18 protein-coding genes and 1 pseudogene are annotated in these 22,611 nt (G+C 66.5%); 7 read left to right on the forward strand and 12 right to left on the reverse strand.

What is annotated here, in order from left to right; all coding sequences use genetic code 11:
- Positions 1 to 57 precede the first annotated feature (57 nt).
- Positions 58 to 3,681, reverse strand: a complete 3,624-nt coding sequence (locus AC6LKD_RS28810) for a YhdP family protein (RefSeq protein WP_498118163.1) — start codon at positions 3,679 to 3,681, stop codon at positions 58 to 60.
- A gap of 124 nt (positions 3,682 to 3,805) precedes the next feature.
- On the opposite strand from AC6LKD_RS28810, the gene glnE reads away from it, so the two are divergent.
- Together glnE and AC6LKD_RS28820 are read left to right on the forward strand one after the other, a co-directional pair.
- Positions 3,806 to 6,589: a bifunctional [glutamate--ammonia ligase]-adenylyl-L-tyrosine phosphorylase/[glutamate--ammonia-ligase] adenylyltransferase gene (gene glnE, locus AC6LKD_RS28815; RefSeq protein ID WP_498118164.1), complete on the forward strand. Its 2,784-nt coding sequence runs from the start codon at positions 3,806 to 3,808 to the stop codon at positions 6,587 to 6,589.
- Between the two features lie 86 nt (positions 6,590 to 6,675).
- Positions 6,676 to 7,350, forward strand: coding sequence for an epoxyqueuosine reductase QueH (locus AC6LKD_RS28820; protein WP_492276736.1), 675 nt, complete (start codon positions 6,676 to 6,678; stop codon positions 7,348 to 7,350).
- On the opposite strand, the gene AC6LKD_RS28825 is transcribed toward AC6LKD_RS28820, so the two are convergent.
- The 10 genes from AC6LKD_RS28825 to AC6LKD_RS28870 form a co-directional block, all read right to left on the reverse strand.
- Complete coding sequence (locus AC6LKD_RS28825) at positions 7,351 to 8,310, reverse strand: AraC-like ligand-binding domain-containing protein (protein WP_498118165.1); 960 nt, start codon at positions 8,308 to 8,310, stop codon at positions 7,351 to 7,353.
- A gap of 131 nt (positions 8,311 to 8,441) precedes the next feature.
- The gene (locus AC6LKD_RS28830; protein ID WP_492276735.1) at positions 8,442 to 8,978 is read right to left on the reverse strand and encodes a cytochrome C; all 537 of its coding nucleotides are present in this window, start codon (positions 8,976 to 8,978) and stop codon (positions 8,442 to 8,444) included.
- Positions 8,975 to 9,496 (reverse strand): methylamine dehydrogenase light chain, encoded by a 522-nt coding sequence (locus AC6LKD_RS28835; protein ID WP_013392781.1) that lies wholly within the window; start codon positions 9,494 to 9,496, stop codon positions 8,975 to 8,977. Before AC6LKD_RS28835 ends, AC6LKD_RS28830 begins: the two co-directional genes overlap by 4 nt.
- Positions 9,480 to 10,118 carry a methylamine dehydrogenase accessory protein MauD gene (gene mauD, locus AC6LKD_RS28840; RefSeq protein WP_013392780.1) on the reverse strand — a complete coding sequence of 213 codons (639 nt, stop codon included), beginning with the start codon at positions 10,116 to 10,118 and terminating at the stop codon, positions 9,480 to 9,482. Before mauD ends, AC6LKD_RS28835 begins: the two co-directional genes overlap by 17 nt.
- Before the next feature lie 10 nt (positions 10,119 to 10,128).
- The gene (locus AC6LKD_RS28845) at positions 10,129 to 10,686 is read right to left on the reverse strand and encodes a MauE/DoxX family redox-associated membrane protein (RefSeq protein WP_498118166.1); all 558 of its coding nucleotides are present in this window, start codon (positions 10,684 to 10,686) and stop codon (positions 10,129 to 10,131) included.
- Positions 10,683 to 11,873, reverse strand: coding sequence for an amine dehydrogenase large subunit (locus AC6LKD_RS28850; protein ID WP_498118167.1), 1,191 nt, complete (start codon positions 11,871 to 11,873; stop codon positions 10,683 to 10,685). Before AC6LKD_RS28850 ends, AC6LKD_RS28845 begins: the two co-directional genes overlap by 4 nt.
- Positions 11,874 to 11,905: 32 nt before the next feature.
- Positions 11,906 to 12,787: a transporter gene (locus AC6LKD_RS28855; protein WP_492276730.1), complete on the reverse strand. Its 882-nt coding sequence runs from the start codon at positions 12,785 to 12,787 to the stop codon at positions 11,906 to 11,908.
- Between the two features lie 68 nt (positions 12,788 to 12,855).
- A complete protein-coding gene (styD, locus tag AC6LKD_RS28860) occupies positions 12,856 to 14,367 on the reverse strand; it encodes a phenylacetaldehyde dehydrogenase StyD (protein WP_498118168.1) in 1,512 nt (503 codons plus the stop codon).
- Positions 14,368 to 14,627: 260 nt separating this feature from the next.
- Positions 14,628 to 15,617, reverse strand: coding sequence for a quinone oxidoreductase family protein (locus AC6LKD_RS28865; protein WP_013392775.1), 990 nt, complete (start codon positions 15,615 to 15,617; stop codon positions 14,628 to 14,630).
- Positions 15,618 to 15,688: 71 nt separating this feature from the next.
- Positions 15,689 to 16,666, reverse strand: coding sequence for a DMT family transporter (locus AC6LKD_RS28870; RefSeq protein WP_013392774.1), 978 nt, complete (start codon positions 16,664 to 16,666; stop codon positions 15,689 to 15,691).
- 74 nt (positions 16,667 to 16,740) lie between these two features.
- Between AC6LKD_RS28870 and AC6LKD_RS28875 the strand changes: the two genes are divergently transcribed.
- From AC6LKD_RS28875 to AC6LKD_RS28895, 5 genes are all read left to right on the forward strand, one after another.
- Positions 16,741 to 17,637 carry a DMT family transporter gene (locus AC6LKD_RS28875; protein WP_041655376.1) on the forward strand — a complete coding sequence of 299 codons (897 nt, stop codon included), beginning with the start codon at positions 16,741 to 16,743 and terminating at the stop codon, positions 17,635 to 17,637.
- Positions 17,638 to 17,670: 33 nt separating this feature from the next.
- A complete protein-coding gene (locus AC6LKD_RS28880) occupies positions 17,671 to 18,177 on the forward strand; it encodes a MarR family winged helix-turn-helix transcriptional regulator (protein ID WP_207471369.1) in 507 nt (168 codons plus the stop codon).
- Positions 18,178 to 18,275: 98 nt separating this feature from the next.
- On the forward strand, positions 18,276 to 19,697 hold the full coding sequence (locus tag AC6LKD_RS28885) for an efflux transporter outer membrane subunit (RefSeq protein WP_013392771.1): 1,422 nt from the start codon (positions 18,276 to 18,278) through the stop codon (positions 19,695 to 19,697).
- 22 nt (positions 19,698 to 19,719) lie between these two features.
- Complete coding sequence (locus AC6LKD_RS28890) at positions 19,720 to 20,913, forward strand: HlyD family secretion protein (RefSeq protein WP_498118169.1); 1,194 nt, start codon at positions 19,720 to 19,722, stop codon at positions 20,911 to 20,913.
- The gene (locus tag AC6LKD_RS28895; protein WP_498118170.1) at positions 20,910 to 22,517 is read left to right on the forward strand and encodes a DHA2 family efflux MFS transporter permease subunit; all 1,608 of its coding nucleotides are present in this window, start codon (positions 20,910 to 20,912) and stop codon (positions 22,515 to 22,517) included. The genes AC6LKD_RS28890 and AC6LKD_RS28895 overlap by 4 nt, the downstream gene beginning before the upstream one ends.
- On the opposite strand, the pseudogene AC6LKD_RS28900 reads toward AC6LKD_RS28895, so the two are convergent.
- Positions 22,469 to 22,611, reverse strand: a pseudogene (locus AC6LKD_RS28900) (dual-action ribosomal maturation protein DarP); the annotation flags it as partial. The gene AC6LKD_RS28895 and the pseudogene AC6LKD_RS28900 overlap by 49 nt on opposite strands.

Here is a 22,611-nt window from a genome sequence, read left to right on the forward strand (position 1 = left end):
TGGCGCCAAGCGCGCTCCAGGGCGTTTTTCATGGGGCGAACAGGCCGCCTGCGCCGCTCACTGCCCCCCCATGAACTCCTCCAGCGTGCCGGGCTGCGGAGCGGGACGCGGGGTGTGCTTGGCGCCCGTCGGCTTGCCCGACGCGTCTATGGGCTCGATCTTGGGATCGTCCCAACTGCCGGTGACGGCGTATTCCATGGTCATGGCCCGCGCCAGCGGCTGCTTCAGCAGCCACTGCGTCACGAATGCGCCCAGTCCGATCAACGGATTGACCGCCAGCGCCGTCACCATGGCCGCGCCGCTGGCGTCCAGGTTGGGAATCACCACGGCCTTCATGTCCCAGCGCTCGCGGATGATGTTGACGCCACCCGCCAGCACGATCGCGGCAACGGGGCCGTTGATCTTGTAGCCCTCGGTCGAGGCCGTGCCATCGGCCAGCTTGACCTTGCCGCGGATGGTGTCAAAAGGGAACCCGTCGCGCAGCAGATTGGTGGGGTTCACGTCCAGCCGCGCCAGCCGCTGCAGCGATTGCAGGGACAACAGCTCCAGCAGGCGCGCGGTGCGCGAGTTCACGTGCATGAAGCGGCCCTTGTCCAGGCTGACGTCGACCTCGCCGGTCAGGTCCTCGATCTTGTGGGTCCACGGCAGATTGCGCCAGGTAGCCTTGCCCTGCATCGTGCCCTTGCCGCCCGACACCACCTTCTCGAAACCGATGCGGTCCAGGAACTTGCCCACGTCTTCGAACTTGACCGAGGCGTCCACGGTCAGGCCGCGGCTCTGGCCTTCCAGGCCCCAATTGCCGGTGGCGTTGAGCGAGGCCGCGTCATTGACGATGGACAGCTTGTCCAGGCGCCATTGGCGGCCGCGTTCAAGATTCGTGCCCTGCACCTGGAGTTCGCCCACACTCTTGCCGTACAGCAGGAACTCCTTGGCTTGCAGATCGATCGCCGGGATGTCGGACAGGTCGTTGCCAGAGGACAACGCCTCGTCCGCCTTGTTGCTGTCGCCCTCGCCGCCCAGCGACAGGTGCTTCAGGCGGGCGGTGATCTGGCCGGCGATGGCGCCGGAAGCCTCGCGCCATTCCAGCGAACCCGTGGCCTGCTTGGATTGCAGGTCCACGCGCCACTGCGCCGGCCCCGGCCGGGTCGCGTACAGCGTCAGGTCGTTCAGGGTAAAGCCGCCCGTGCGCAGGACACCGGCCGCCAGGCTGATGCGCTCAGCCGCGGGCAGCATGGGCTTGGGCGCCGCCTTGCCCTTGCCGGCAGGAGCGCTGAAGCCATCGGACACCTTTTCCCAGGCGTCCATGTCCAGTTCGGGCAGGCTGGCGTTCAGGCTGAAGCCGCGTTCCGGCAGGCTTGCCGGACGGTTGATGCCCAGCGCGCCACGCGCGAAATAGGATGGCGTTCCTTCTGACGGCGCCCGTTCGAACAGGGCGTTGACGGCATCGCCCAGGCTGGCGGTAAGCCAGCGCCGGTTCTGCGCCCCGCGGTCTTGCGCGGGCGACCATTGCACCTTCAGCAACTGGGAAGCCTGGGCCGGCTTGCCCACCGGAGCGGGCATGTCGATGGCCATGCCCACCAGGTCGGATTCGACGGAGATGTCCACCGCGCCGCCGCGCTGATAGCCCACCTTGCCCTTATAAGCGGCCTTGCCCGAAAACCGCGCCATGGACGGCGTGTTGCTCAATTGGGTCAGCGCCGGCCCGGCCAACGTACCCTCGAAGCGCAGCGCGTCCGTGCTCTGGGCCAGGCGCCCGTAGATCCGCGCCGGGCCGCCCAGGAATTGGGCCCGCAGTTCCTTGGCTTCCACGCCCTTCTCCGAAAACGCCAGGTCGCCGTGCATCTGGCTGAGCAGGGGCATTTCGGGCATGAAGGTGAACGTGTTGCCCGCGAACAGGATATTTCCCTGGACCTGGGTGTCATCGGTATTCAGCAAGGGCACCTTGAGCTTGAGCCCCACCCGCCAGTCGCCGGTTCCGCGCGCCTCTTCGAGGGCCCCATCCAGCAATCCGCCCAAGGGCGAATTGGCCGCCAGCGCCAGATACGCCGGCACCGTGCCGGCAGTCTCGCCAGTGAGCAGCAATTCGGAGTTTTCCTCCATATTGGGAATGGTGGCGGAAACTGCCCCCAACGTCACGGTCTGTCCCGGCCCCGTCTGGGCGGTCGCACCGCCGGGGCTGTCCAAGGTCAGGCTGACCTTGTCGATGCGGAAATTGCCAGACAGGTTTTCCAGCATCGGCCAGCCCTTGCGGCGTTCGTGCGCGGGCGCGTAATCGACCTTGGCCCCGCTGAACGCGCCGGCAATCACGAATTCGCCCTGAGACGCCGGATTGGCATAGGGGAAGTCATCGAGATCGCCCTTGAGCGTGATGGACGCGGACTGCATTTCGCCGGCAGGCAAGCCGATGGCCAGCCATTCGCGGGCATCGGCGTTGACCTCCAAGGGCAGGTAGCGATGGATGGCGGACATGGAGCCGCGCGCCATCACGCCGCGCATGTCGACGCTGCCCGCCGCGGTCTTGCCCTCGCGCCGCCATTGCCCTTGCAAGCGCAGGTCGATGTCATCGTTGACCAGTTGCAGTTGGCCGACGTCCACGAACCAGTGCTCGGCGTCCGGTCCCTTCACGCTGGCGTCCAGCGCCACTTCACGCGCCGCCAGCGTGGGCTGCTCGAAGATGCCCGGCAAGTGCACGCCCAGTTGCTCGGCCTTGCCGCTGACCGACACCGCGGGAGCCCCGGGGCTGCGCGCCAGGGGCACGCCGTCCAATTGAATGAAGTCGCCCGGCAAGCCCTGGATACGGACCTGGGCGTAACCAGCCTTGAAGCCAGGGGCTTGCGCGCCTTGCGGCGTCGCCGTCCATTGCAGGCCGCGCGCCGCGGCGTCCGCGGTCAGATCGGTAAACTTGCCGCGTTCCAGCTGCAGCCATGCACGACCGCTCAAGCGGCCCGCCACTGCCGGAACCTCGAACCACGGCTGCCATGCCAGCGGCTCCACGTCGTCCAGCTGAGCATATAGCTGACCGCCCCAGTTGCCGGGATTGGCCGCGTTCACGGTGAACAGGCTGCGGTTGAATTCGCCGCGCAGCTCCACGTTGCGAGCCAGCGCCCCATCCGCCGCGGCCTTGAGCACGAAGCGGTGCGACAGGCTGCCGTTGCGCGCCAGTAGATCGACGCTGGTAAGCGTCAACTCCGGCGCCCCGCGCAATTCGTCCTGCCAGCGTATGGTGGCACCGCGGATCCGCAGCTCGCGCTGCGCGCTCAGCCAGCGCAGGGCCGGATGGTCCAGGTCCGAACGCTGGTCGCTGGCATTCAAGTCGATGTCCTGGCCCGCCACCCATAAGTGATTGGCCGGATCGCGCCGCAAGGTGAGCTCAGGCCGTTCGACCTGCAACCGCAGCAGCTTGGGCGACAAAGTCAAAATGCTGCGCCAGGCGAGCACCGCCGACACCGAGGGCAAGGACAGCACGGGATCGACCTCGTCGTCGTAGACTTGGACGGAGGTAAGGTCGAGTTTGGGATTCAGGCCATGCCAGTTCGCCTGGATGGAGCCGATGGTCACGCGGGAGCCCAGCGCCTGGCTGGCGTAGGCTTCGATCTGGGGACGCCATTGGTCCACGCGCGGCAGGACCCAATAACGGACGCCCAGCAGTCCGAGGGCCACGACGCCATAGATGGTCAGCACGGCCCAGAAAACCCAGCAGAGCACTTTTTTTGAAACAGACACGGATCGGTGGGCAGGAAAATATGTCTTGCGGTATCGTCCCCACTTATACCTGAAACGCGCCTATTCTGCCGCCCCTTTCGCCATGTCCACGCCCGCCCCCACACTTGCCCCCGCCCTCGCCTGGTCTGGCCATCTGCGCCGCCGACTGGATGCCCACCCGGATCTGGCCGCCTGGCTGGACGATGCCGTGCGCGAACCCGTGACGCCCGCGCAGATCGCGCGCTGGCAAGCCGAGTTGGCCGGACCGCAGGCAGGCGGCGCGCTGCCGGTCGATGTCTGCCGCATGGCGCTGCGCAAGCTGCGCGAGCGGGTCTTCAACACGCTCATCGTGCGCGACCTGACCGGCCAGGCCGATCTGGAGGAAGTCGTCGGCGCCATGACCGCGCTGGCCGACACCGCCGTGGCCGCGGCCTATCGCAGCGTGGCGGCGGATCTCGCCGCGGTGCATGGCGTGCCGCGGGATCCGGCTACCGGCAAGCCGCAGGAAATGCTGATCGTGGGCATGGGCAAGCTGGGCGGCTGCGAGCTGAATGTCTCGTCCGACATCGACCTGATCATGCTGTACGGCGAAGAAGGCGAAACCGACGGCCCGCGCCGCATCAGCCATCACGAGTTCTACGGCCGCCTGACGCGGCGCATGATGCCCGTGCTGTCGGAAGTGGACGCCAACGGCCAGGTGTTCCGCACCGACCTGCGGCTGCGCCCCGACGGCGACGCCGGTCCCCTGGCCTGGAGCCTGGATGCGCTGGAGCATTACCTGATCGGCCAGGGCCGCGAATGGGAACGCTACGCCTGGCTCAAGGCGCGCCTGATACCGGCCCAGGCCTTCGAAGGCAGCGACAGCGCCGCCCAGGCGCGCCAACTGGAAAGCCTGCGCGTGCCCTTCGTCTACCGCAAGTATTTCGACTTCGACGCGCTCTCGGCCCTGCGCGCCCTGCGCGAACGCATCCGCCAGGACTGGCAGCGGCGCGCCAGCGCGCGCAATGGCATCGACAGCGCCAACAATATCAAGCTGGGCGATGGCGGCATCCGCGAAATCGAATTCGTGGTGCAGTTGGCGCAACTGATCCGCGGCGGCCGCATGCCCGCGCTGCAAAAGCGCGGCCTGCTGGAAGCGCTGCATGCGGAAAGCGCCGCCGGCCTGGTGCCCGAGGACGACGCGCGCCGGCTCGAAGAGGCCTACCGCTACCTGCGCCGCACCGAGCATGCCCTGCAATACCGCGAGGATGCCCAGACCCATCTGCTGCCGGGCGACCCCGAGTTGCGCGGCGCCCTGGCCGCGGCCCTGGGCATGAGCCCCGAGGACTTCGAAAGCACGCTGGCCGGGCACCGGCAATTCGTCTCGCAAACCTTCCGCAACGTGTTCCGCCTGGTGGGCATGGGCGACGCCGAAGTGCCGGCACCCGCACCCGGCACCACCGACCCCGGGTCCGGCCCGGACGAACCCGACAGCAGCTGCGAACTGGCCGAACAGATCAGCCAGGCCTTCGGCGACGACGCGCAAGACCTGTTGCGCCGTACCGAAACGCTGCTGGGCAGCCACCGCGTGCGCAGTCTGCCCGAGAGCAGCCGCAAGCGCATGGACGCCTTGCTACCGGCGGCGCTGCGCGCCGCCCTGCGAACTCCGGCACCGCTGCAGGCCACGGTGCGCCTGTTTGACCTGATCGAAAAGATCGCTCAGCGCAGCGCCTACCTGGCGCTGTTGGCCGAGTACCCCGACACCCTGGCGCGCGTGGCGCGCATGGTCGCCGCCAGCCCCTGGGCCGCGCAATACCTGACCCAGCACCCCTTGCTGCTGGACAGCCTGATCGACTGGCGCACCCTGTTCGAGCCGCTGGACTTCGCCCAGATCGCGCGTCAGCTGAGCGCGGACCTGGACGCTTGCCGACTGCCCGACGGCGACCCGGACATCGAACGCCAGATGAACCTGATGCGCGACATGCAGCGCCAAGCCAGTTTCCAGTTGCTGGCGCAAGATCTGGAAGGCGAACTCACCGTGGAAAAGCTGGCCGACCAGCTATCCGCGCTGGCCGACCTGTTGCTGACCGAGACCATCCGCCGCACCTGGCCGCTGGTCAACAAGGCCGAGGGCGCCGAGCCGCGCTTCGCCGTCATTGCCTATGGCAAGCTGGGCGGCAAGGAACTGGGCTACGCCTCGGACCTGGACCTGGTGTTCCTGTTCGACGACCCTCGCGAGGACGCCGCCGAGGTCTACGCCAAGCTCGGCCGGCGCATGACGTCGTGGCTCTCGACCATGACGTCCTCCGGCCGGCTGTACGAAGTCGACCTGCGCCTGCGGCCGGACGGCGACGCCGGCCTGCTGGCGGTCTCGGTGGAAGCATTCGAGCAGTACCAGCACAAGCACGCCTGGGCCTGGGAGCACCAGGCGCTGACCCGCGCCCGCTACGCCTCGGGTGACGCCAGCGTCGGCGCTCGTTTCGAACAGATCCGCGAGGACATGCTGGTGCTGCCGCGCGACGCCGCCAAGCTGCGCGAGGAAGTGCTGGCGATGCGCGAAAAAATCAACGCGGGCCACCCCAACACCGGCCCGCTGTTCGACCTGAAGCATGACCGCGGCGGCATGGTGGACGTGGAATTCGTCACGCAATACCTGGTGCTATGCCACTCGGCCACCCACCCGGTGCTGGTGCGCAACCTGGGCAATATCGCATTGCTGCGCCTGTCGGGCGAAGCGGGCCTGATTTCGCCTGAGCTGGCGGCCCGCGCCGGCGACGCCTACCGCACGCTGCGCCGGGCCCAGCACCAGATGCGCCTGCAGGGTGTGGAAAAGGCGCGTGTCCCGCAGGATCAGCTACAGGAAGAACGCGCCGCCGTGCGCGAACTCTGGACGGCGGTGCTGGGCTGAACACGTTGGGGGGACAGAGCATCGCTAGTTTGCGGCAACTCAGCGTAAAATAAGGAGTTTTCCGCCTTATTTGTTGCTCGCAAGCCATGTCTGAACTCGTGCGCCCCAAACTCGACCTGCCCGCCGGCCGCAGCAAAGTGCTGATGCACTCCTGCTGCGCGCCCTGTTCCGGCGAAGTCATGGAAGCGATGACCGCCTCGGGCATCGACTACGCCATCTACTTCTACAACCCGAACATCCATCCGGTCAAAGAGTACGAAATCCGCAAGCAGGAGAACATCCGCTTCGCCGAGCAGCACGGCATCGAATTCATCGACGCCGACTACGACATGGACAACTGGTTCGACCGCGTCAAAGGCATGGAAAACGCCCCCGAACGCGGCGAACGCTGCACGGCCTGTTTCGACATGCGCTTCGAACGCACCGCGCTCTACGCGCACGAGCATGGTTTCGACACCATCACCAGCTCGCTGGGCATCTCGCGCTGGAAGGACATGAACCAGATCAATGGCTGCGGCGAACGCGCCGCGGCGCGCTACGACGACCTGGTCTACTGGACCTACAACTGGCGCAAGGGCGGCGGTTCCGCCCGCATGATCGAAATCAGCAAGCGCGAGAACTTCTACCAGCAGGAATACTGCGGCTGCGTCTATTCGCTGCGCGACACCAACCGCCACCGCCGCTCGCAGGGCCGCGAACGCATCCACATCGGCGTGAAGTTCTACGGCAAGGAAGACCTGATCAACGAGGAACAGCTCTGATCAAGCCGTGTGCCCATGGCGCCGGTACTCCGACGGCGACGCGCCGAAACGCTTGCGGAACGCGTGGCTGAAACGCGCCGCATCTGAGAACCCGAATCTGTAGGCGATGTCGCCTATCGGCCGCGCCGCCTGGGCCGGGTCGCGCAGCGTATCGCGGCAACGCTCCAGCCGCGCGCTGAGGATGAAGTCGGCCGGAGTCGTGGAAGCCTGCGCGAACAGGTTGTAGAGGTAACGGCGCGACATCCGGAAGGCCGCAGCTGCGGCTGCCGGCGACAGCGCCGGATCATGCAGGTTTTCAAGTATGTGCTGCTGCACCCGGCGCAATTGCGCCTGCCGCAGTTCGGCCTGGTCGTGTTCGGCTTGCCCCCCTGCCCGCTCGCTGATGTCCAACCCCATCATCTGCAGCACCGCGTTGGCGGCATCGCGCGAGGCGCTTTCGGACAGGTGCGCGTGCTCGGTCAGCGCTACGCGCAGCAGATCCATCGCCATGCGCCCGCAACCCTGGCGCGCACTGAAGCTGCGCGCCACGGCATTCTGCATGAACGACTGCCAGGCGTCGAAATACTTGCCGGGCACCTGCATCACCAGGAAGTGCGCGCCATCGTCGACTTCGACCTCGTACGGCCGGGTGGTGTCGTAGATGCTCCATTCGCCCGGCACCAGCAAGGCGCTGCGTCCCGACTGGCGGATTTCGCTGCGGCCCGCGAGCTGCAGCGTCACCTTGTATCCTGGCGTCTCGGAACGATCGGCCAGCAGCTTGCTGCGGCGTACGCGTTGGGCGCTGCTGCGCATTTCGCAAACCTGCATCCAGCCCAGCGAGTCCACCGCCACGCTGTTGCGGAAACGGGCCGGAAACACCGCGGAGACTTCCAGGGGAACGAAGGTATCGCTGACATTTTCCTGCCAGCTTGCGCAGTCCAGGAAATGCCTGGGCTCGCTGCGCAAAAGGGATGGGGACATGGCGGCTCCGAGCCTTTCTGCCTGGGCGGCAAGCCCGACAGCACAGCTACAGCGTTGAATGAAATGCTGCCTCTTTCTAGCACCGGCCGGCGCGAGGGAGTATCGGTGACAACCCCTAAATTTCAGGCCCGCTAGGGTTTTCTGTCGCTGCCATAGGAATAATCGGCCAAGGGCAAGCCCAGTCCCGCCAAGGCCTGCGCCAATCCGTGGCGCACCGGCACCACGTCCTCGTAACGGCGCGGACGCACCTGCGCCACCTCCTGTTCGGTGTAGGGACGGAAGTTCTCCGGCAATTGCGCGGGGCTGAATTCCTCCACGATCCAATTCAGCACGGCCGCGAGCTCGGCATTGTTCAGCTGCGATTGCGCCGCCCCCGGCACGCGCACCAGATACTCCCGGCCTTGCGGCAAATGCACGAACGAACCCACGGAATTGCGGAAGTCGGGAATGCCATGGCGGCCGCTCCCGCGCCCGTCCACCCGATGGCAGCCCGCGCACTGCAGCACATAGTCGGCACGAACGGCCTGGCGCAACCGGTCGGACGCGGCACCGGCCGCCGCGGCATCGGCCGCCGCATGCTGCGCAACGGCCGGGCCCGCGCAGAGCAGGACGGCGGCGGCACAGAGCCAGCGCCACCCCTGCTGCGGCGGTCGTTGCGCCGGATTCATGATTTCGGCTTGGGCTTGGCCAGGCCCACGATCACGGACGTGGTGCAATGGAAGATGGAGGATTCGTTTGACATGCACCAGTTCACATCGTTGTGCAGGAACATCTGATAGCCCGGCCGCTCGCGCTCGGCGGATGCGCACATGCATTTGCCGCAAGCGGCTTTGCCGCAGCAGTCGTTATAGCTGATCAGGTAGTCCTTGCCGTCCAGCGGATTGTGGCAGGTGCCGACCCACGATACCGCCGAGGGTGAGGTGCCGGGCGGGCAGGACGTCATGCTGCCGCCGCAGCATGAACACAGAAAGCCGTCCACCGCGCAATAGCGCCAGTAATCGCACGCCGTGTCATCCATCTGCGGCTTCTTGGGATCCGCGGGCGCGGAACGCGCCACCGGCAGCACCGGCATGAGGAAAGCCGTTCCTACCAGCGCTCGGCCGATGCGGTTGAGCACGCTGCGCCGGGAAGTGGTGTGCGCGACCGAGCGCGTGGCGCGCTCTGCGAATTTATCCAGCCAGTGCATTGCCGCTCTCCTTGCGGGAAATCCGGGTTTCTTCCAGCGTGCCGGCGGCCAGGAACTCCTGCACCGACGCCACGCCTAGCTCCTTCGCCGTGAACAGGCTTTCCAGCTGTTCGCGCGAGTTGATCAAGCCCTTGGCGCGCAAGGTTCCGGTTTCATCGATCAGCACGGCATAAGGCAGCTTGCTGATCTGGAACTTCATGCCCAGTTCGGTCGACAGCAGGTACGGAAACCGTTCCAGTCCCGCCTGTTTGTAGAACGCCAGATGCTCGGGCATTTCGCCGTCGCTGGCCAGGACGATGCGCAGCCACGCGCTTTCCGTGCTGGCCACCGACTTCAGGATGGGTAGCAGCTTCTTGCAGACCGGGCAGGTCGGCGAAAGAAAGAACAGCAGTTGGCTGTGCTGGCCGCGTTCGCCCACGACGATGCGGCGGCCCAACAGATCCGACAGTTCGAAGCGCGGCGCAGCCTCACCCACGCCCGGGCCCTTGTCCATCGTCAGCGCCCCCATCGGCGCCACGCGCTCGTACAGCACGCCGATTTGTCTGGACAAGGCCAGGATGACGAGCACCAGGCAGAGCACCACGCCCCACAGCAGGAAATTGGAAATGATCAAGGCATCCATGTGAATTCCTTCAGAGATTGCGCAACTTGAGGTGTGAGGCCAACAGGTGGTTGGCGGTGAAGTAAAGGCCCACGGCGGCGGTGGCCAGGCCAAAAACGGCTGCGGAATCGGTCCACAGCAGGCCGCGGGACTGGCCCGCCGCGGCGATGAGGGCTGGCGCGGTCCATAGCGCCAGCGCGGCGTTGCGCAGCACCAGCCACCACGACAGCCCTCCCCGCTGAGCGCCTCGCCCCGGCCCACTGGACGCGGGACCGCCGCAACCGCAATCGATGTCGCGGTAGCCGCGCAGCAGGTTGAAGGCCAGCGCCAGCGTGGCCGCCGCCAGCACCAGCAGCGCCAGCTGCGCGCCCGCCGCCTGCCAGGGCGGCGCAAGCAGCAGGGCTCCGGCCAGCGCCTCGCTCAACGCATAGGCCCAGGCAAATGCGCCGCTCCAGCCCGCAGGCAAGATCCGGTAGGCCGACACGATGGTGGCGAAGCCCGCCATGTCCTTCAGCTTTTCCAGCGCTCCCAGGAGCAGCACGCAGGCCAGCGCCGCGCTCGCGGCATACAGCAGCACGGGATCGTTCATCGCGCACCTCGCGGTTGCGGTTCGACCTGCAGCGCGGTTTCGCCGGCGGCCTGGATCGTACCCTTGAGGACCGGCGCGGCGGGCGCGGCGTCATAGACGTTCACGTTGCCGCCATCGATCGTGTACAGGCGCGGCTGGTCGTCCTGCGAGACCGACATCGACAAGGCGTTCTGGCCCGGCACCCGCGCTACCCTCTTGTGCGTGGCCAGGTCGTAGACCCAGATCTCGGCGGCCGGCGTCTTGTGCGAACCCTCGGCCCCGTTCGGATGCATGCCCACGTACAGCCGCTTGGCGGCCTTGTTGATGGCCAACAGGTTGTAGCCGCCAGGGCGCCAGCCCTGATCCTTGCCCGATGCGTCCAGCAAAGACCAGGACTTGCCGAATACGGCATTCTTGCCACTGAAGTCGGCACTGTAGACATTGCCGTTGTAGGAGACGAAGTAGTAGGTATCGCCCAGATTTTCCGTGTGCGTGAAGATGGGGTCCTTCTCCGGATCGAACATGGGCTGGCTGCGCTGCTGGCCCGCCGGCTTGCCGGCCTGGTCCAGGTCCACGGTCAGCAGCGCGCCGTCGCCGCAGATGCTGGCGAAGCTGCGCGGGCGCGAAGGCAACACGATGATGCTCCAGCAACCCGCGGCCGCGGTCACCTCGTCCGCGAACTGGCGCGTCTTCAGATTCACCACCGTGACCGAGGACGCGGGCGTGGCGTTCTGCACGAACAGCAGTTCCCCGTCCGTGCTCTGCTGCAGATAGTTCCGGTAGTTCAGCGCCTGCGCGCGCTTCTGCGGGATCGGCACCTCGTACCTGGGCGTGAGCGTTTCGGCGTCCCAGGCCTCCACCACGTCAGTGCGCTTGCCGCGGTTCAAGCGCTCGTAGTAGGTCGTCATGACATAGATGTCCTTGCCATCCGCGGACACGGTCATGTGGCCGTTGAACGAAGCAGGTACCATGCCCAGGAACTTCATGGAGTCGCCGTCATAAATGTTGACCCGGCTGTCGACCAGGTGGTTGAAGACGGCGTCCATCACGTACAGCCGATGCGGCGTGGCCGGCGGCAGGCGGGTGCCGCCCTTGAGCTCTTCCACGGGCAAATCCGCCCGGGCCAGGCCCGCCGACGCCGCCAGAGCGGCGCACAGCGCCCACCGTCCGGCCCGTGATGCACATGATCTGGCGCTAGGCGCGTTCATCGATATTCTCCTGGTCTCATGATCCGTCTCCTCTAGAACGCATAGACGTAGCGCAACTGCACGCCACGCATCCGCGGTCCGTTCTCGACCTTCAGGTCGTGGATGTACTGCATCTGAATCTGGTTGGCGTCGTTGATCTGATGCGTCAGTTCGACGGCCAGCTGGTGATTGCGCGCGCGCGTGGCGACGGTCTCGCCGGACGAGGTTTCCTTGCCGCCCGTCTCGTAGCGGTAGCGGATGCCGGTGTAAGTGTCCGGCGTCAGGTTGGTCGAGGCCAGCGCGAAAAAGCGGAACGAGGGATCCTTCTTCAGTGTCTGCCCATGCCAATCGGTATTGCGGCCGTAGATCTCCACTTCCGCGATGGCTTCCAGATACGTGGATTCGCCAAAGCCCTGCACGAAAGAGAAATCCTGGACGGTGGACCAGCGGTTCTTGCCCGGCGACACATCGGGGCGCGAACCGTCGTAGCGGCCCACGGGCGCCACGACGAACGGCTCCCAAGCGAACCAGGTCCGGGTCTGCTCATTGTTGTAGAACCAGATCGCCGAACCGAGCGTCACGTCGCCGATGCCGGTCTGGTGGTCGCCCGCCATGCCCGGCAGGTCCTGCGAGGTCCGGATCATCGGCACGATGAATTCCAGCTGCACCGTCTTGCCGTAGAAGTCGCGATAGTGCATCTGGCGATAGACCAGCGTGTTGACGTCGACCGACCCGCCGTCCACGCGCGAGCCTTCGGCATACAAGCCCGAAGACCTCAGCCCGGCCATGTACCCGGCGATGATGTTGGTGCCCACTGGCGCGGGTATCCAGTCGCGCGCGCTGGGGTCTCCCGCCCATGCTGCCTGCGACGCTCCCGCGCACGCGAGCAGCAGCGCCGCCCGTCTGCGGGCCCGGCTACCTGTCCTGCCTGCCATGTCTTCCCCTTGGTGTCGTGAAGGCGCGGCCACCGGTATTTCCCGGCTTGGGCCGCGCGATCACCGTTCTAGTAAGCGATGCAAACGGATTTCCGTTCCAGGTACATCTCCAGCACGGCGCGGCCGTGCTCGCGGCCGATGCCGGATTGCTTGAATCCGCCAAAAGGCATGTTGGGATCCAGCATGTTGTGCGTGTTGACCCAGACGGTGCCGGCATCGACGCGCGGGATCAGGCTTTGCACGCGGGAGAGATCGTTGCTCCAGAGACTGGCGCCCAGGCCGTAGGCACTGTCGTTGGCCAGCCGCACGGCATCGTCCAGGGTGTCGAAAGGCTGCGCCACCACGACAGGGCCGAAGATTTCCTCGCGGGCGATGCGCGCGTCCGACGGCACGTCCGCAAAAACCGTGGGCTGCACGAAGTAGCCCGAGCCGGTTCCGCGCCCCCCTCCCGCCAGGACGCGTCCGCCTTCGTTGCGTCCGATATCGATGTAATCCATGACGCGCTTCTGGTGACGGGCCGACACCAGCGGGCCCACCTGCGTGGCGGGGTCGAATCCGGACCCGAGCCTCATGCCGGCGGCCAGATCGGCCAGTCCCTCGACGACCTTGGGATACAGGTTCTTTTGCACATACAGGCGCGAGCCCGCCGTGCAAACCTGCCCCTGGTTGAAGAAAATGGCGGCTGCGGCTCCCTGCACGGCGCGGTCGACGTCGCAATCGTCCAACACGATCACCGGGGATTTGCCGCCCAGTTCCAGCGAAACCCGCTTCATGTCGTCCATCGCGGCGCGTCCGATCAGCTTGCCGACTTCGGTCGAGCCCGTGAACGCGATCTTGTCCACGCCGGGATGCGCGACCAGCGCGGCGCCAGCGGTCTCGCCCCGCCCGGTCACGACGTTGGCGACGCCGGGCGGGAAGCCCGCTTCCAGCACCAGCTCGGCCAGGCGCAATGCCGTCAGCGGCGTTTCCTCGGCCGGCTTGAGCACCACGGTGCAGCCCGCGGCCAGGGCGGGAGCGATCTTCCAGATCGCCATCAGCAGCGGGAAATTCCACGGGATGATCGCCGCCACCACGCCCACGGCCTGCGGCAGGGTGTAGGCGCTGTAGCGGACGCCGGGAGGAAACGGTATGGACAGCGACAGCGTGTCGCCCGTGATCTTGGTCGCCCAACCCGCCATGTAGCGCAGCCACTGCGCGCCCGAGCCGACTTCCAGGCCCTGCGCGACGCCCAGCAGCTTGCCGTTGTTCAGGGTTTCCAGGCGGGCCAGTTCCGTGCCGTGCAGCTCGACCAGGTCGGCCAGTTTCAGCAACAGGCGCTCGCGCCCGGCAGGCAGCATGTCGCGCCAGGGACCGGACTCGAAGGCGCGCCTGGCGGCCTGTACGGCCAGATCCACCTGCAGCGGTCCAGCGTCGGGTTGATGGGCGATGACTTCGCCCGTGGCCGGATCATGGACCGCGATGGGCGCGCCTTGCCCCACGCGCACCGGCTTGCCATCGATGAGCATGGCTTCCCGGATGGCGGCCAGTTCCGGGCGGTCAGAACCGGCGTGGCCGGCGGCGATTGCGCTTGCTGAAGACATTCGAAGCTCCAACGAAATGGTTGAAGCCAGGATAGCAACGGCATTCCCGCAAGGCTTGTCGGACCGTGCATGGCGATTTGTCATTCTGCGCACGGCGCAGCGGGAAAGCCCTGGCAGCGCGCCCGCCAGCCCGGGCTTGCGCCCCCCGGCGGTGCGTTTTTCCAGGGCACGGCGCAAGAAAAAGCCCGGCAACGCGCGCAGCGCGGTACCGGGCCAGGCGCCACAGCCCCTGCGGGCCGGAGCGCATCGCGGTTTCCGGATCAGTCCAGCATCAGCACCGTGGCGCCGGTGGTCTTGCGTCCGGCCAGCGCGGTCTGCGCCTCGCCGGCCTGCTCCAGCGTATAGCGCTGGTCAATGCGGACCTTGATCTTCTTCTTCAGGACCAGATCGAACAGTTCCTCGGAAGCGGCTTGCAGCTTGGCCAGCGTGTTGACGTGCAGCCCCAGCGACGGGCGCGTCACGTACAGGCAGCCCTTCTGGTTCAGCGTCGCCAGGTTGACGCCCGACACGGGGCCGGACGCGTTGCCAAAGCTCACCATCAGGCCGCGCGGTTCGATGCAGTCCAGCGACGTTTCCCAGGTGTCCTTGCCCACGCCGTCATATACCACCGGCACCTTCTTGCCGCCGGTCAGCTCGAGCACGCGCTCGGCCACGTTCTCGCGCGAGTAGTCGATGGTTTCCCAGGCGCCGTTGGCGCGGGCCAGTTCCGCCTTCTCGGGGCTGGAGACGGTGCCGATCAGCTTCACGCCCAGGGCCTTGGCCCATTGGCATGCGATCAGGCCCACGCCGCCGGCGGCCGCATGGAACAGGATGGTCTCGCCGCCTTGCAAACGGTAGGTCTGGCGGAACAGGTACTGCACGGTCAGGCCCTTGAGCATCAGCGCCGCCGCTTCGTCGAAACCGATACCCTTGGGCACCTTGACGACCTGCGCGGCCGGCACGTTGCGCGCCTTGGCGTAGGCGCCGATCGGGCTCTGGCCGTAGGCAACGCGATCGCCCTTCTTCAGATGCGTGACCTCGGCGCCGACCGCAGTCACCACACCCGCGCCTTCAAAGCCCAGGCCGTGGGGCAGCGGATGGGGATACAAGCCCGTGCGGAAATAGATATCGATGAAGTTCAGGCCGGCGGCATGCTGCTCGATCGTGACTTCATTGGCGGCGGGCGGAGGCACTTCCACCTCGACCAGCTTCAGGACTTCAGGACCACCGTGCTGCTCGATACGAATTGCCTTGACGAGATTGCTGGCCATGCTGGCCTCCTTTCATTGGAAAAATTGCTAACGAGGGCCTGTCTGCGGCCCTTGAACGAGAAAAACCAGATTCAACGCGATGGCCGGGCCTCGCCCTGCCTGGCCGACGCAAGCCTGCCGGCCCCGCCCCCCATCAGCGCGAATACCCCAGCCAGCACCAACGCGGTCCCCGCCATCTGCCATACCGTGATGGGCTCTTGCAGGAACCACGACGCCAGAAACAGCACCGACACCGGCCCGATCATGCCCAGCAGCGACGCGGTGGGCGCGCCGATCAGCGCGACCGCCCACATCAGCATGAACACCGGCACCACCGTATTCAGCGTGGCGTGGATCACCGAATAACCATAGACCCCGGCAGGCTGAATCAGCATGGCCGGGGGATGCACGACAAAGAACTGGATGATGCAGGCCACGCAGGACACCAGCATGGCATACGCCACCAGGCGCGTCGCGCCCAAGCGCTTGACCAGTTCTCCCGAACAAATCAGGTACACAGAATAGCTTGCGGCCGATCCGAAAACGAACAAAGACCCTAACAGCACCTCGCCGCCGCCGAAGGACAGGTCGTGGGCGAACACCAGCACCACCCCGGCGTAGGACAGCACCATGGCCATCCACTGGCGGCGCTCGACCGGGCGCTTGAACCAGAACGCCGACAGCAACACCACCAGCGAAGGCGAGAGGAACAGGATCAGGCGCTCCAAGCTGGCGGTGATGTAGCGCAGTCCCAGAAAGTCCAGGAAGCTGGACAGGTAGTAGCCCAGCAGACCCAGCACGCAAACCTGCGCGCGTTCCTTCCAGGTCATAGTGGGGATTTCGCCGCGCGCCGCGCGGCGCGACTGATGCCAGGCCACCGCCGCGAAAAACGGCATGGCGAACAGCATGCGGAAGGCGATGAGGGTGACCGCGTCGATGCCGTAGCGGTAGGTGAACTTCACCACGATAGCCTTGGCCGAAAACAGGACCGCGCCCAGGGTCGCCAGGAAGAAGCCGGCAGCGCGGCTGGACGGACGGAAGGACGGCAAAAGCTTGGCAAGGCGATTCATGCGATGATTTTATGTTCAGTGCAAAAACACCGCACGCCTTTGCCCACGCTTTCCCGGCCATATTTTTCTCACGCATGACCCGACACCGCGCTCTCACCTACATCCATGTTGCCGCCGTGCTATTCGGCCTGACCGGCGTGTTCGGCGAACTGATCCAGGCCAGCGCCGCCGTGATCACATTGGGCCGGGCCGTCTTCGCAGTGCTCGCGCTGGGGCTGTTTGCCCGCATGCGCCGCAAGCCGCTGCTGGGCGCCCTGACGCCGGCGCAGCTGTTCGTGCTGGTGGTGTCGGGCGCCCTGCTGGCGGGACACTGGGTCACGTTCTTCATTGCCGTGAAGGTGGGCGGCATCGCCATCGCCACGCTGGGCTTCGCCAGCTTCCCTGCGTTCATCACCTTGTTCGAGGGGCTGCTGTTCCGTGAGCGCATCCGCCCGACCGAATGGCTGCTGCTGGGCCTGGTCACCGCCGGCCTGGTGCTGGTCACCCCGTCGTTCGACCTGGCCGACCAGGGCACCATCGGCCTGGCCTGGGGCCTGTTGTCGGGGCTGAGCTTCGCGCTGCTGGCCTTGAGCAACCGCCGTTCAGCCTCGGGCATGGACCCGATGCAGGTAGCGTGCTGGCAAAACCTGGTGGTGGCGCTGGTGATGCTGCCGTTCGCCGTGTCCCAACTGCCGGCGCTGCCTGCCTTGGACTGGTTCTGGCTGGCGCTGCTGGGCATCTTCTGCACCGGCTTGTCCCACTACCTGTTCGTGTCCAGCCTGACGCGGCTCAACGCGCGCAGCGCCGGGCTGGTCATCGCGCTGGAACCCGTATACGCCATCGGCTTCGCCTGGATCCTGTTCAGCCAGGAGCCCACGCCCCGCATGATGGCCGGCGCCGCCTTGATCGTGGCCGCCATCGTCTGGTCGGGCCTGCGCAAGCAGGCGCCGGCATCCGCGCAGCCCGACACGACGGCAAAGATGCAGCCTTGACAATAACTGACTAGGCAGTAAAATTCGGCGCATATGACTGCCGCGCCTCCCCTCTCTTCGTCCGATACACCTGTCCATTACCGCGGCGACGCCCGCTGCGTGATGGAAGACAACGCCGGTTTCCTGATCAAACTGGTCTCCAATTCGTTGAACCGGATGCTGGATCAGGAAATGGCTCCGCTGGAACTCACCGCCATGCAATGGCGCCCCATTTTGCTGGTTTTCCAGGGACGCGCCGACACGCCCGCGGAGCTGGCACGGCTCACCGGCATGGACACCGGCGCCATGACCCGTGCGCTGGACCGCCTGGAAGCCAAGGGCCTGCTGCGCCGCAACCGCTGTCAGGAAGACCGCCGCGTCGTCAAGATCGAACTTACCGAGGTCGGCGAAGCCAAGGCGCGCGAGATTCCTCCCAATATCGCGCGGGTACTGAATCACCACCTGCGCGGATTCTCCATCGACGAAGTCGCGCAGCTGAAGCATTTCCTGCGCCGCATGATCGCCAACGGCTCCGCCTCTTCAGCGCCTCCAGAGCGCTGACAACCGCTCCAGCATGCCCCGGCTCCCGGGGTTTTATTTGGCATAATAATTGCCTAGGCAAATACAGATTAATCAACTACTTTCAGCAAACAGTCAGGATGAAACGCCTTCTCACTACCGTATTGGTGCTGGCCCTGAGCGGTTGCGCATTGATGGAATCCGGCTCCGAGCCCGTGGCCACGCTGGACGGAGCCAAGCTTGGACTGACCAGCCAGGACACCGCCTGGCCTGACACCCAATGGTGGCAGCGCTACGGCGACCCGCAGCTCAATGCCTTGCTGGACGAGGGATTGGCCAATAACCCTTCGATGAGCGCCGCGCAGGCCCGCCTAGCCAAGGCCAACGCCGCCGTCGGCATCGCACGCGCGCCGCTGCTGCCCCGGGTGGACGCCAACTACACGCTGACCCGCGAACACCTGTCGAAGGATTACATCTATCCCGCGCCCTTGGGCGGTTCGGTCGTCAGCGACAACCGGCTGGCCCTGGACTTCAGCTATGAGCTGGACTTCTGGGGCAAGAACCGCTCGCGCCTGCAAGCGGCCGTGTCGCAGCAAGCCGCCGCCGCAGCCGACGCCCAGGCAGCGCGCAACCTGTTGGCCGGCGCAATGGTCCGCGCCTATCTCAATCTGCAGAACGCCTTTGCCCAGCGCGAGGTGCTCAACCGCGTGCTGGCCCAGCGCGCCGAGGTGCTGTCGCTGACCCAGGGCCGCTACACGGCCGGGCTGGACACCCAGGTGGAAGTCAAGCAGGCGGAATCGTCATTGGCAGCCGGCAAGGTGGAACTGACCCAGACCGACACCACGCTGGCGCAGTTGCGCAATCAGGTCGCAGCCCTGGCCGGCGCCGGCCCGCAACGCGGACAATCCTTGCAGCCGGTGGCACTGACCGCCCCCGCCGGCGGCGTGCCTGCCAATGTGCCACTGGACCTGCTGGGCCACCGCCCCGACGTCACCGCCGCGAAATGGCGCGCCGAGGCCGCCCGCCACGCCATCGACAGCGCCCGCGCCGAGTTCTACCCCAACGTGAACCTGGCGGCATTCGTCGGCTTCCAGGCCATGGGCACCGGCAATCTGCTGGGCGCGGATGCCCGCATGGCCGGCTTCGGCCCTGCCGTCACGCTGCCGATCTTCCACGGCGGAGAACTGAACGCGAACCTGGCGGGGCGCCGCGCCGACGCCGACCTCGCGGTATCGGACTACAACCAGACCGTGCTGGACGCCGTGCACCAGGTGGCCGACGCGCTCGACGGACTGCGCCTGCTGGACCAGGAAAAGGCCCAGCAGCGCCAGGCCCGCGAAGCCATCGACGCCGCCTATGACCTCGCGGTCAAGCGCTACCGGGCCGGCATGGGCAACTACATCTCCGTGCTCATCGCGCAGACCGGCGTGCTGACCCAGGCGCGGCTGGACACCGATCTGCGCATCCGCGCCTATCAGCTGGACGCCAGCCTCGCCAACGCGCTGGGCGGCGGCTACGCCCCTGCGGCCGAACCGGCCCCCGCCACGAACCCTACCCATTGAACGCTCCCCGGATTCAGACGTCATGACCGCAGCCACTCCCGCCGCCAACCCCGCCCGCAAACGCCTGCTACTGCTGGCCACCGGGGCCTTCATCCTCATCGCGATCGCCTACGGCATCTGGTGGGCGCTGTTCGGCGCCCACTTCGAGAGCACCGACGACGCCTACGTGCACGGCAACCTGGTGCAGATCACGCCCCAGGTGCCCGGCACGGTCGTGGCCATCGAGGCCGACGACACGGAGACGGTCGCCGCCGGCCAGCCGCTGGTGCGCCTGGACCCCGCCGACACCGACGTGGCCTTGCAGCAAGCCCAGGCCAAGCTCGCGCAAACGGTACGGCAGGTGCGCACCATCTATGTCCAGAACGACGCCCTGGCCGCCGACGTCGACCTGCGCAACGCCGACATCCTGCGCGCCCAGGCTGAACTGACCCGTGCGCAAAGCGACGTCAACCGCCGCCAGCAACTGGCCAAGTCCGGCGGCGTCAGTGGCGAAGAGATCCTGCACGCCGAAGCCGCGCTCAAGTCCGCTCAATCCGGTCTGGCCCAGGCCCGAGCCGCGCTGGCCGCCTCGCGCGCCAAGCTGGCCACCAATCAGGCGCTGACCCAAGGCACCACGGTCGCCAACCACCCCGACGTGCAGCAGGCCGCGGCCGGCCTGCGCAACGCCTGGCTGGCGCAATCGCGCACCGTGCTGCCCGCCCCGGTGGGCGGGGTGATAGCCCGGCGCAGCGTGCAGGTCGGCCAGCGCGTCGCTCCCGGCTCCGCCCTGATGACGGTCGTGCCGCTGGACCAGGTTTGGATCGAAGCCAACTTCAAGGAAGGCCAGTTGCGCAAGATGCGCATCGGCCAGCCCGCCAAGATGGTTGCCGACCTGTACGGCAGTTCGGTCATCTACCACGGCACCATCGCCGGGCTGGACGCCGGCACGGGCAGCGCCTTCGCCCTGCTGCCCGCCCAGAACGCCACCGGCAACTGGATCAAGGTGGTGCAGCGCGTGCCGGTGCGCATCGCGCTGGATCCCGAAGACCTGAAGAAGCACCCGCTGCGCGTAGGCCTGTCCATGGACGTGGAAGTGGACGTGGGCAAGCAGGAAGGCGAACCGCTGACGCAGGCCGAACGCAAGGAGCCGGTCTGGTCGACGCGCGCCTTCGAGCCGGCCCACGATGAAGTCGACACCATGATCAGCAAGATCATCGAGGCCAACCTCGCATCATGAGCGCAGCCAAGCAGCCCGCCGCCCCGCCTGGCGGTTACCCGCCACTGGAAGGCGCGACCCGCATCATCGGGTCCATCGCGCTGTCCACGGCGGTGTTCATGAACGTGCTGGACACCTCGATCGCGAACGTGTCCATTCCCACCATCTCGGGCGACCTGGGCGTCAGCACCAGCCAGGGCACCTGGGTCATCACTTCCTTCGCCGTGGCCAACGCGATCACGGTGCCGCTCACGGGCTGGCTCACTCAACGCTTCGGGCAAGTGCGGCTGTTCCTGGTTTCCACGCTGCTGTTCGTGCTGGCGTCATGGCTGTGCGGCTTTGCGCCTTCGCTGGAGGCGCTGATCGCATTCCGCGTGCTGCAAGGCGCGGTCGCCGGCCCCATGATCCCGCTGTCGCAAGCGCTGATGCTGGCGAGCTTCCCCAAGTCCAAGGCGGGCATGGCGCTGGCGGTCTGGTCCATGACCACGCTGGTCGCGCCTGTCGCCGGGCCCTTGCTGGGCGGCTGGATCTCCGACAACTACACCTGGCCCTGGATCTTCTACATCAACGTGCCGGTGGGCCTGCTGGCCGCCTGGATCAGTTGGCGCATCTATGGTGGCCGGGAGTCCGTCACGCGCAAGCTGCCGATCGACAAGGTCGGCCTGGCGCTGCTGGTGCTGTGGGTGGGCGCGCTGCAGATCATGCTGGACAAGGGCAAGGAGCTGGACTGGTTCGCCAGCGGCACCATCATTGCGCTGGCCGCGACCGCCTTCGTCGCCTTCGTCTTTTTCCTGATCTGGGAACTGACCGACGCGCACCCCGTGGTGGACCTGCGCCTGTTCAAGATCCGCAACTTCACGGTCGGCGCGCTGACCCTGGCGGTGGCGTACGGCGTCTTCTTCGGCAACGTGGTGCTGCTGCCGCTATGGTTGCAGAGCAATATGGGCTATACCGCGACCTACGCGGGGCTGGTGACCGCCCCGGTCGGCCTGCTGGCGATCCTGCTGACACCCATCGTCGGCAAGATGCTGGCCACGCGCGACCCGCGGCAGATCGCGACGGTGGCGTTCCTGATCTTCGCGCTGGTGTGCTTCATGCGTTCGGGATTCAACACGCAAACCGACGTCCGCACGCTGATGGTCCCGACCATCATCCAGGGCGCGGCCATGGCGACGTTCTTCGTGCCGCTGACCTCGATCACGCTGTCCGGCATCGAGCCGTGGCGCATTCCCGCAGCCTCGGGCCTGTCGAATTTCCTGCGTTTGACGGCGGGCGCGTTCGGCACGTCCATCGCCACCACGCTGTGGGAAAACCGCGCGACCATGCACCACTCGCAACTGACCGAAGTCGCCAAGCCCGGCCAGCAGGCGTTCGACCAGACCATGGCGGCGCTGCAAAACGGGCTGGGGATGTCGCATCAGCAAGCGCTGACCATGGTGGACGGGCTGATCAATACGCAAGCCTTCACCATGTCGGCGGTGGACGTGTTCTATGCGTCCGCCATCATCTTCCTGGCCCTGACCGGCCTGGTCTGGTTCGCCCGTCCGCGATCGGCCAAGGCGGGCGGCGGCGGCGCGGCTGAAGCGGCGGCTGGCGCGTCGCGCATCAGCTTGCCCACGAAGTGAACCTGGCGCCGCTTGCCCTCGCGTCCGGTGGTGCGCTGCGCCGTGCGGATCGCCTCATAGAGGCGCTCGGCCAGGGGCAATTGCTTGAGGCGTT

The sequence above is a fragment of the Achromobacter sp. D7-1 genome (genome assembly GCF_059760445.1).

What these genes read in the sequence shown, in the direction of transcription:
- AC6LKD_RS28855 (WP_492276730.1), bottom strand. Translation starts at nt 12,787, where the DNA reads ATGGCAGGCAGGACAGGTAGCCGGGCCCGCAGACGGGCGGCGCTGCTG.
- AC6LKD_RS28830 (WP_492276735.1), bottom strand. Translation starts at nt 8,978, where the DNA reads ATGAATCCGGCGCAACGACCGCCGCAGCAGGGGTGGCGCTGGCTCTGT.
- styD (WP_498118168.1), bottom strand. Translation starts at nt 14,367, where the DNA reads ATGTCTTCAGCAAGCGCAATCGCCGCCGGCCACGCCGGTTCTGACCGC.
- AC6LKD_RS28890 (WP_498118169.1), top strand. Translation starts at nt 19,720, where the DNA reads ATGACCGCAGCCACTCCCGCCGCCAACCCCGCCCGCAAACGCCTGCTA.
- AC6LKD_RS28895 (WP_498118170.1), top strand. Translation starts at nt 20,910, where the DNA reads ATGAGCGCAGCCAAGCAGCCCGCCGCCCCGCCTGGCGGTTACCCGCCA.
- AC6LKD_RS28870 (WP_013392774.1), bottom strand. Translation starts at nt 16,666, where the DNA reads ATGAATCGCCTTGCCAAGCTTTTGCCGTCCTTCCGTCCGTCCAGCCGC.
- AC6LKD_RS28865 (WP_013392775.1), bottom strand. Translation starts at nt 15,617, where the DNA reads ATGGCCAGCAATCTCGTCAAGGCAATTCGTATCGAGCAGCACGGTGGT.
- AC6LKD_RS28875 (WP_041655376.1), top strand. Translation starts at nt 16,741, where the DNA reads ATGACCCGACACCGCGCTCTCACCTACATCCATGTTGCCGCCGTGCTA.
- AC6LKD_RS28835 (WP_013392781.1), bottom strand. Translation starts at nt 9,496, where the DNA reads ATGCACTGGCTGGATAAATTCGCAGAGCGCGCCACGCGCTCGGTCGCG.
- AC6LKD_RS28845 (WP_498118166.1), bottom strand. Translation starts at nt 10,686, where the DNA reads ATGAACGATCCCGTGCTGCTGTATGCCGCGAGCGCGGCGCTGGCCTGC.
- AC6LKD_RS28885 (WP_013392771.1), top strand. Translation starts at nt 18,276, where the DNA reads ATGAAACGCCTTCTCACTACCGTATTGGTGCTGGCCCTGAGCGGTTGC.
- AC6LKD_RS28825 (WP_498118165.1), bottom strand. Translation starts at nt 8,310, where the DNA reads ATGTCCCCATCCCTTTTGCGCAGCGAGCCCAGGCATTTCCTGGACTGC.
- AC6LKD_RS28850 (WP_498118167.1), bottom strand. Translation starts at nt 11,873, where the DNA reads ATGAACGCGCCTAGCGCCAGATCATGTGCATCACGGGCCGGACGGTGG.
- glnE (WP_498118164.1), top strand. Translation starts at nt 3,806, where the DNA reads ATGTCCACGCCCGCCCCCACACTTGCCCCCGCCCTCGCCTGGTCTGGC.
- mauD (WP_013392780.1), bottom strand. Translation starts at nt 10,118, where the DNA reads ATGGATGCCTTGATCATTTCCAATTTCCTGCTGTGGGGCGTGGTGCTC.
- AC6LKD_RS28880 (WP_207471369.1), top strand. Translation starts at nt 17,671, where the DNA reads ATGACTGCCGCGCCTCCCCTCTCTTCGTCCGATACACCTGTCCATTAC.
- AC6LKD_RS28820 (WP_492276736.1), top strand. Translation starts at nt 6,676, where the DNA reads ATGTCTGAACTCGTGCGCCCCAAACTCGACCTGCCCGCCGGCCGCAGC.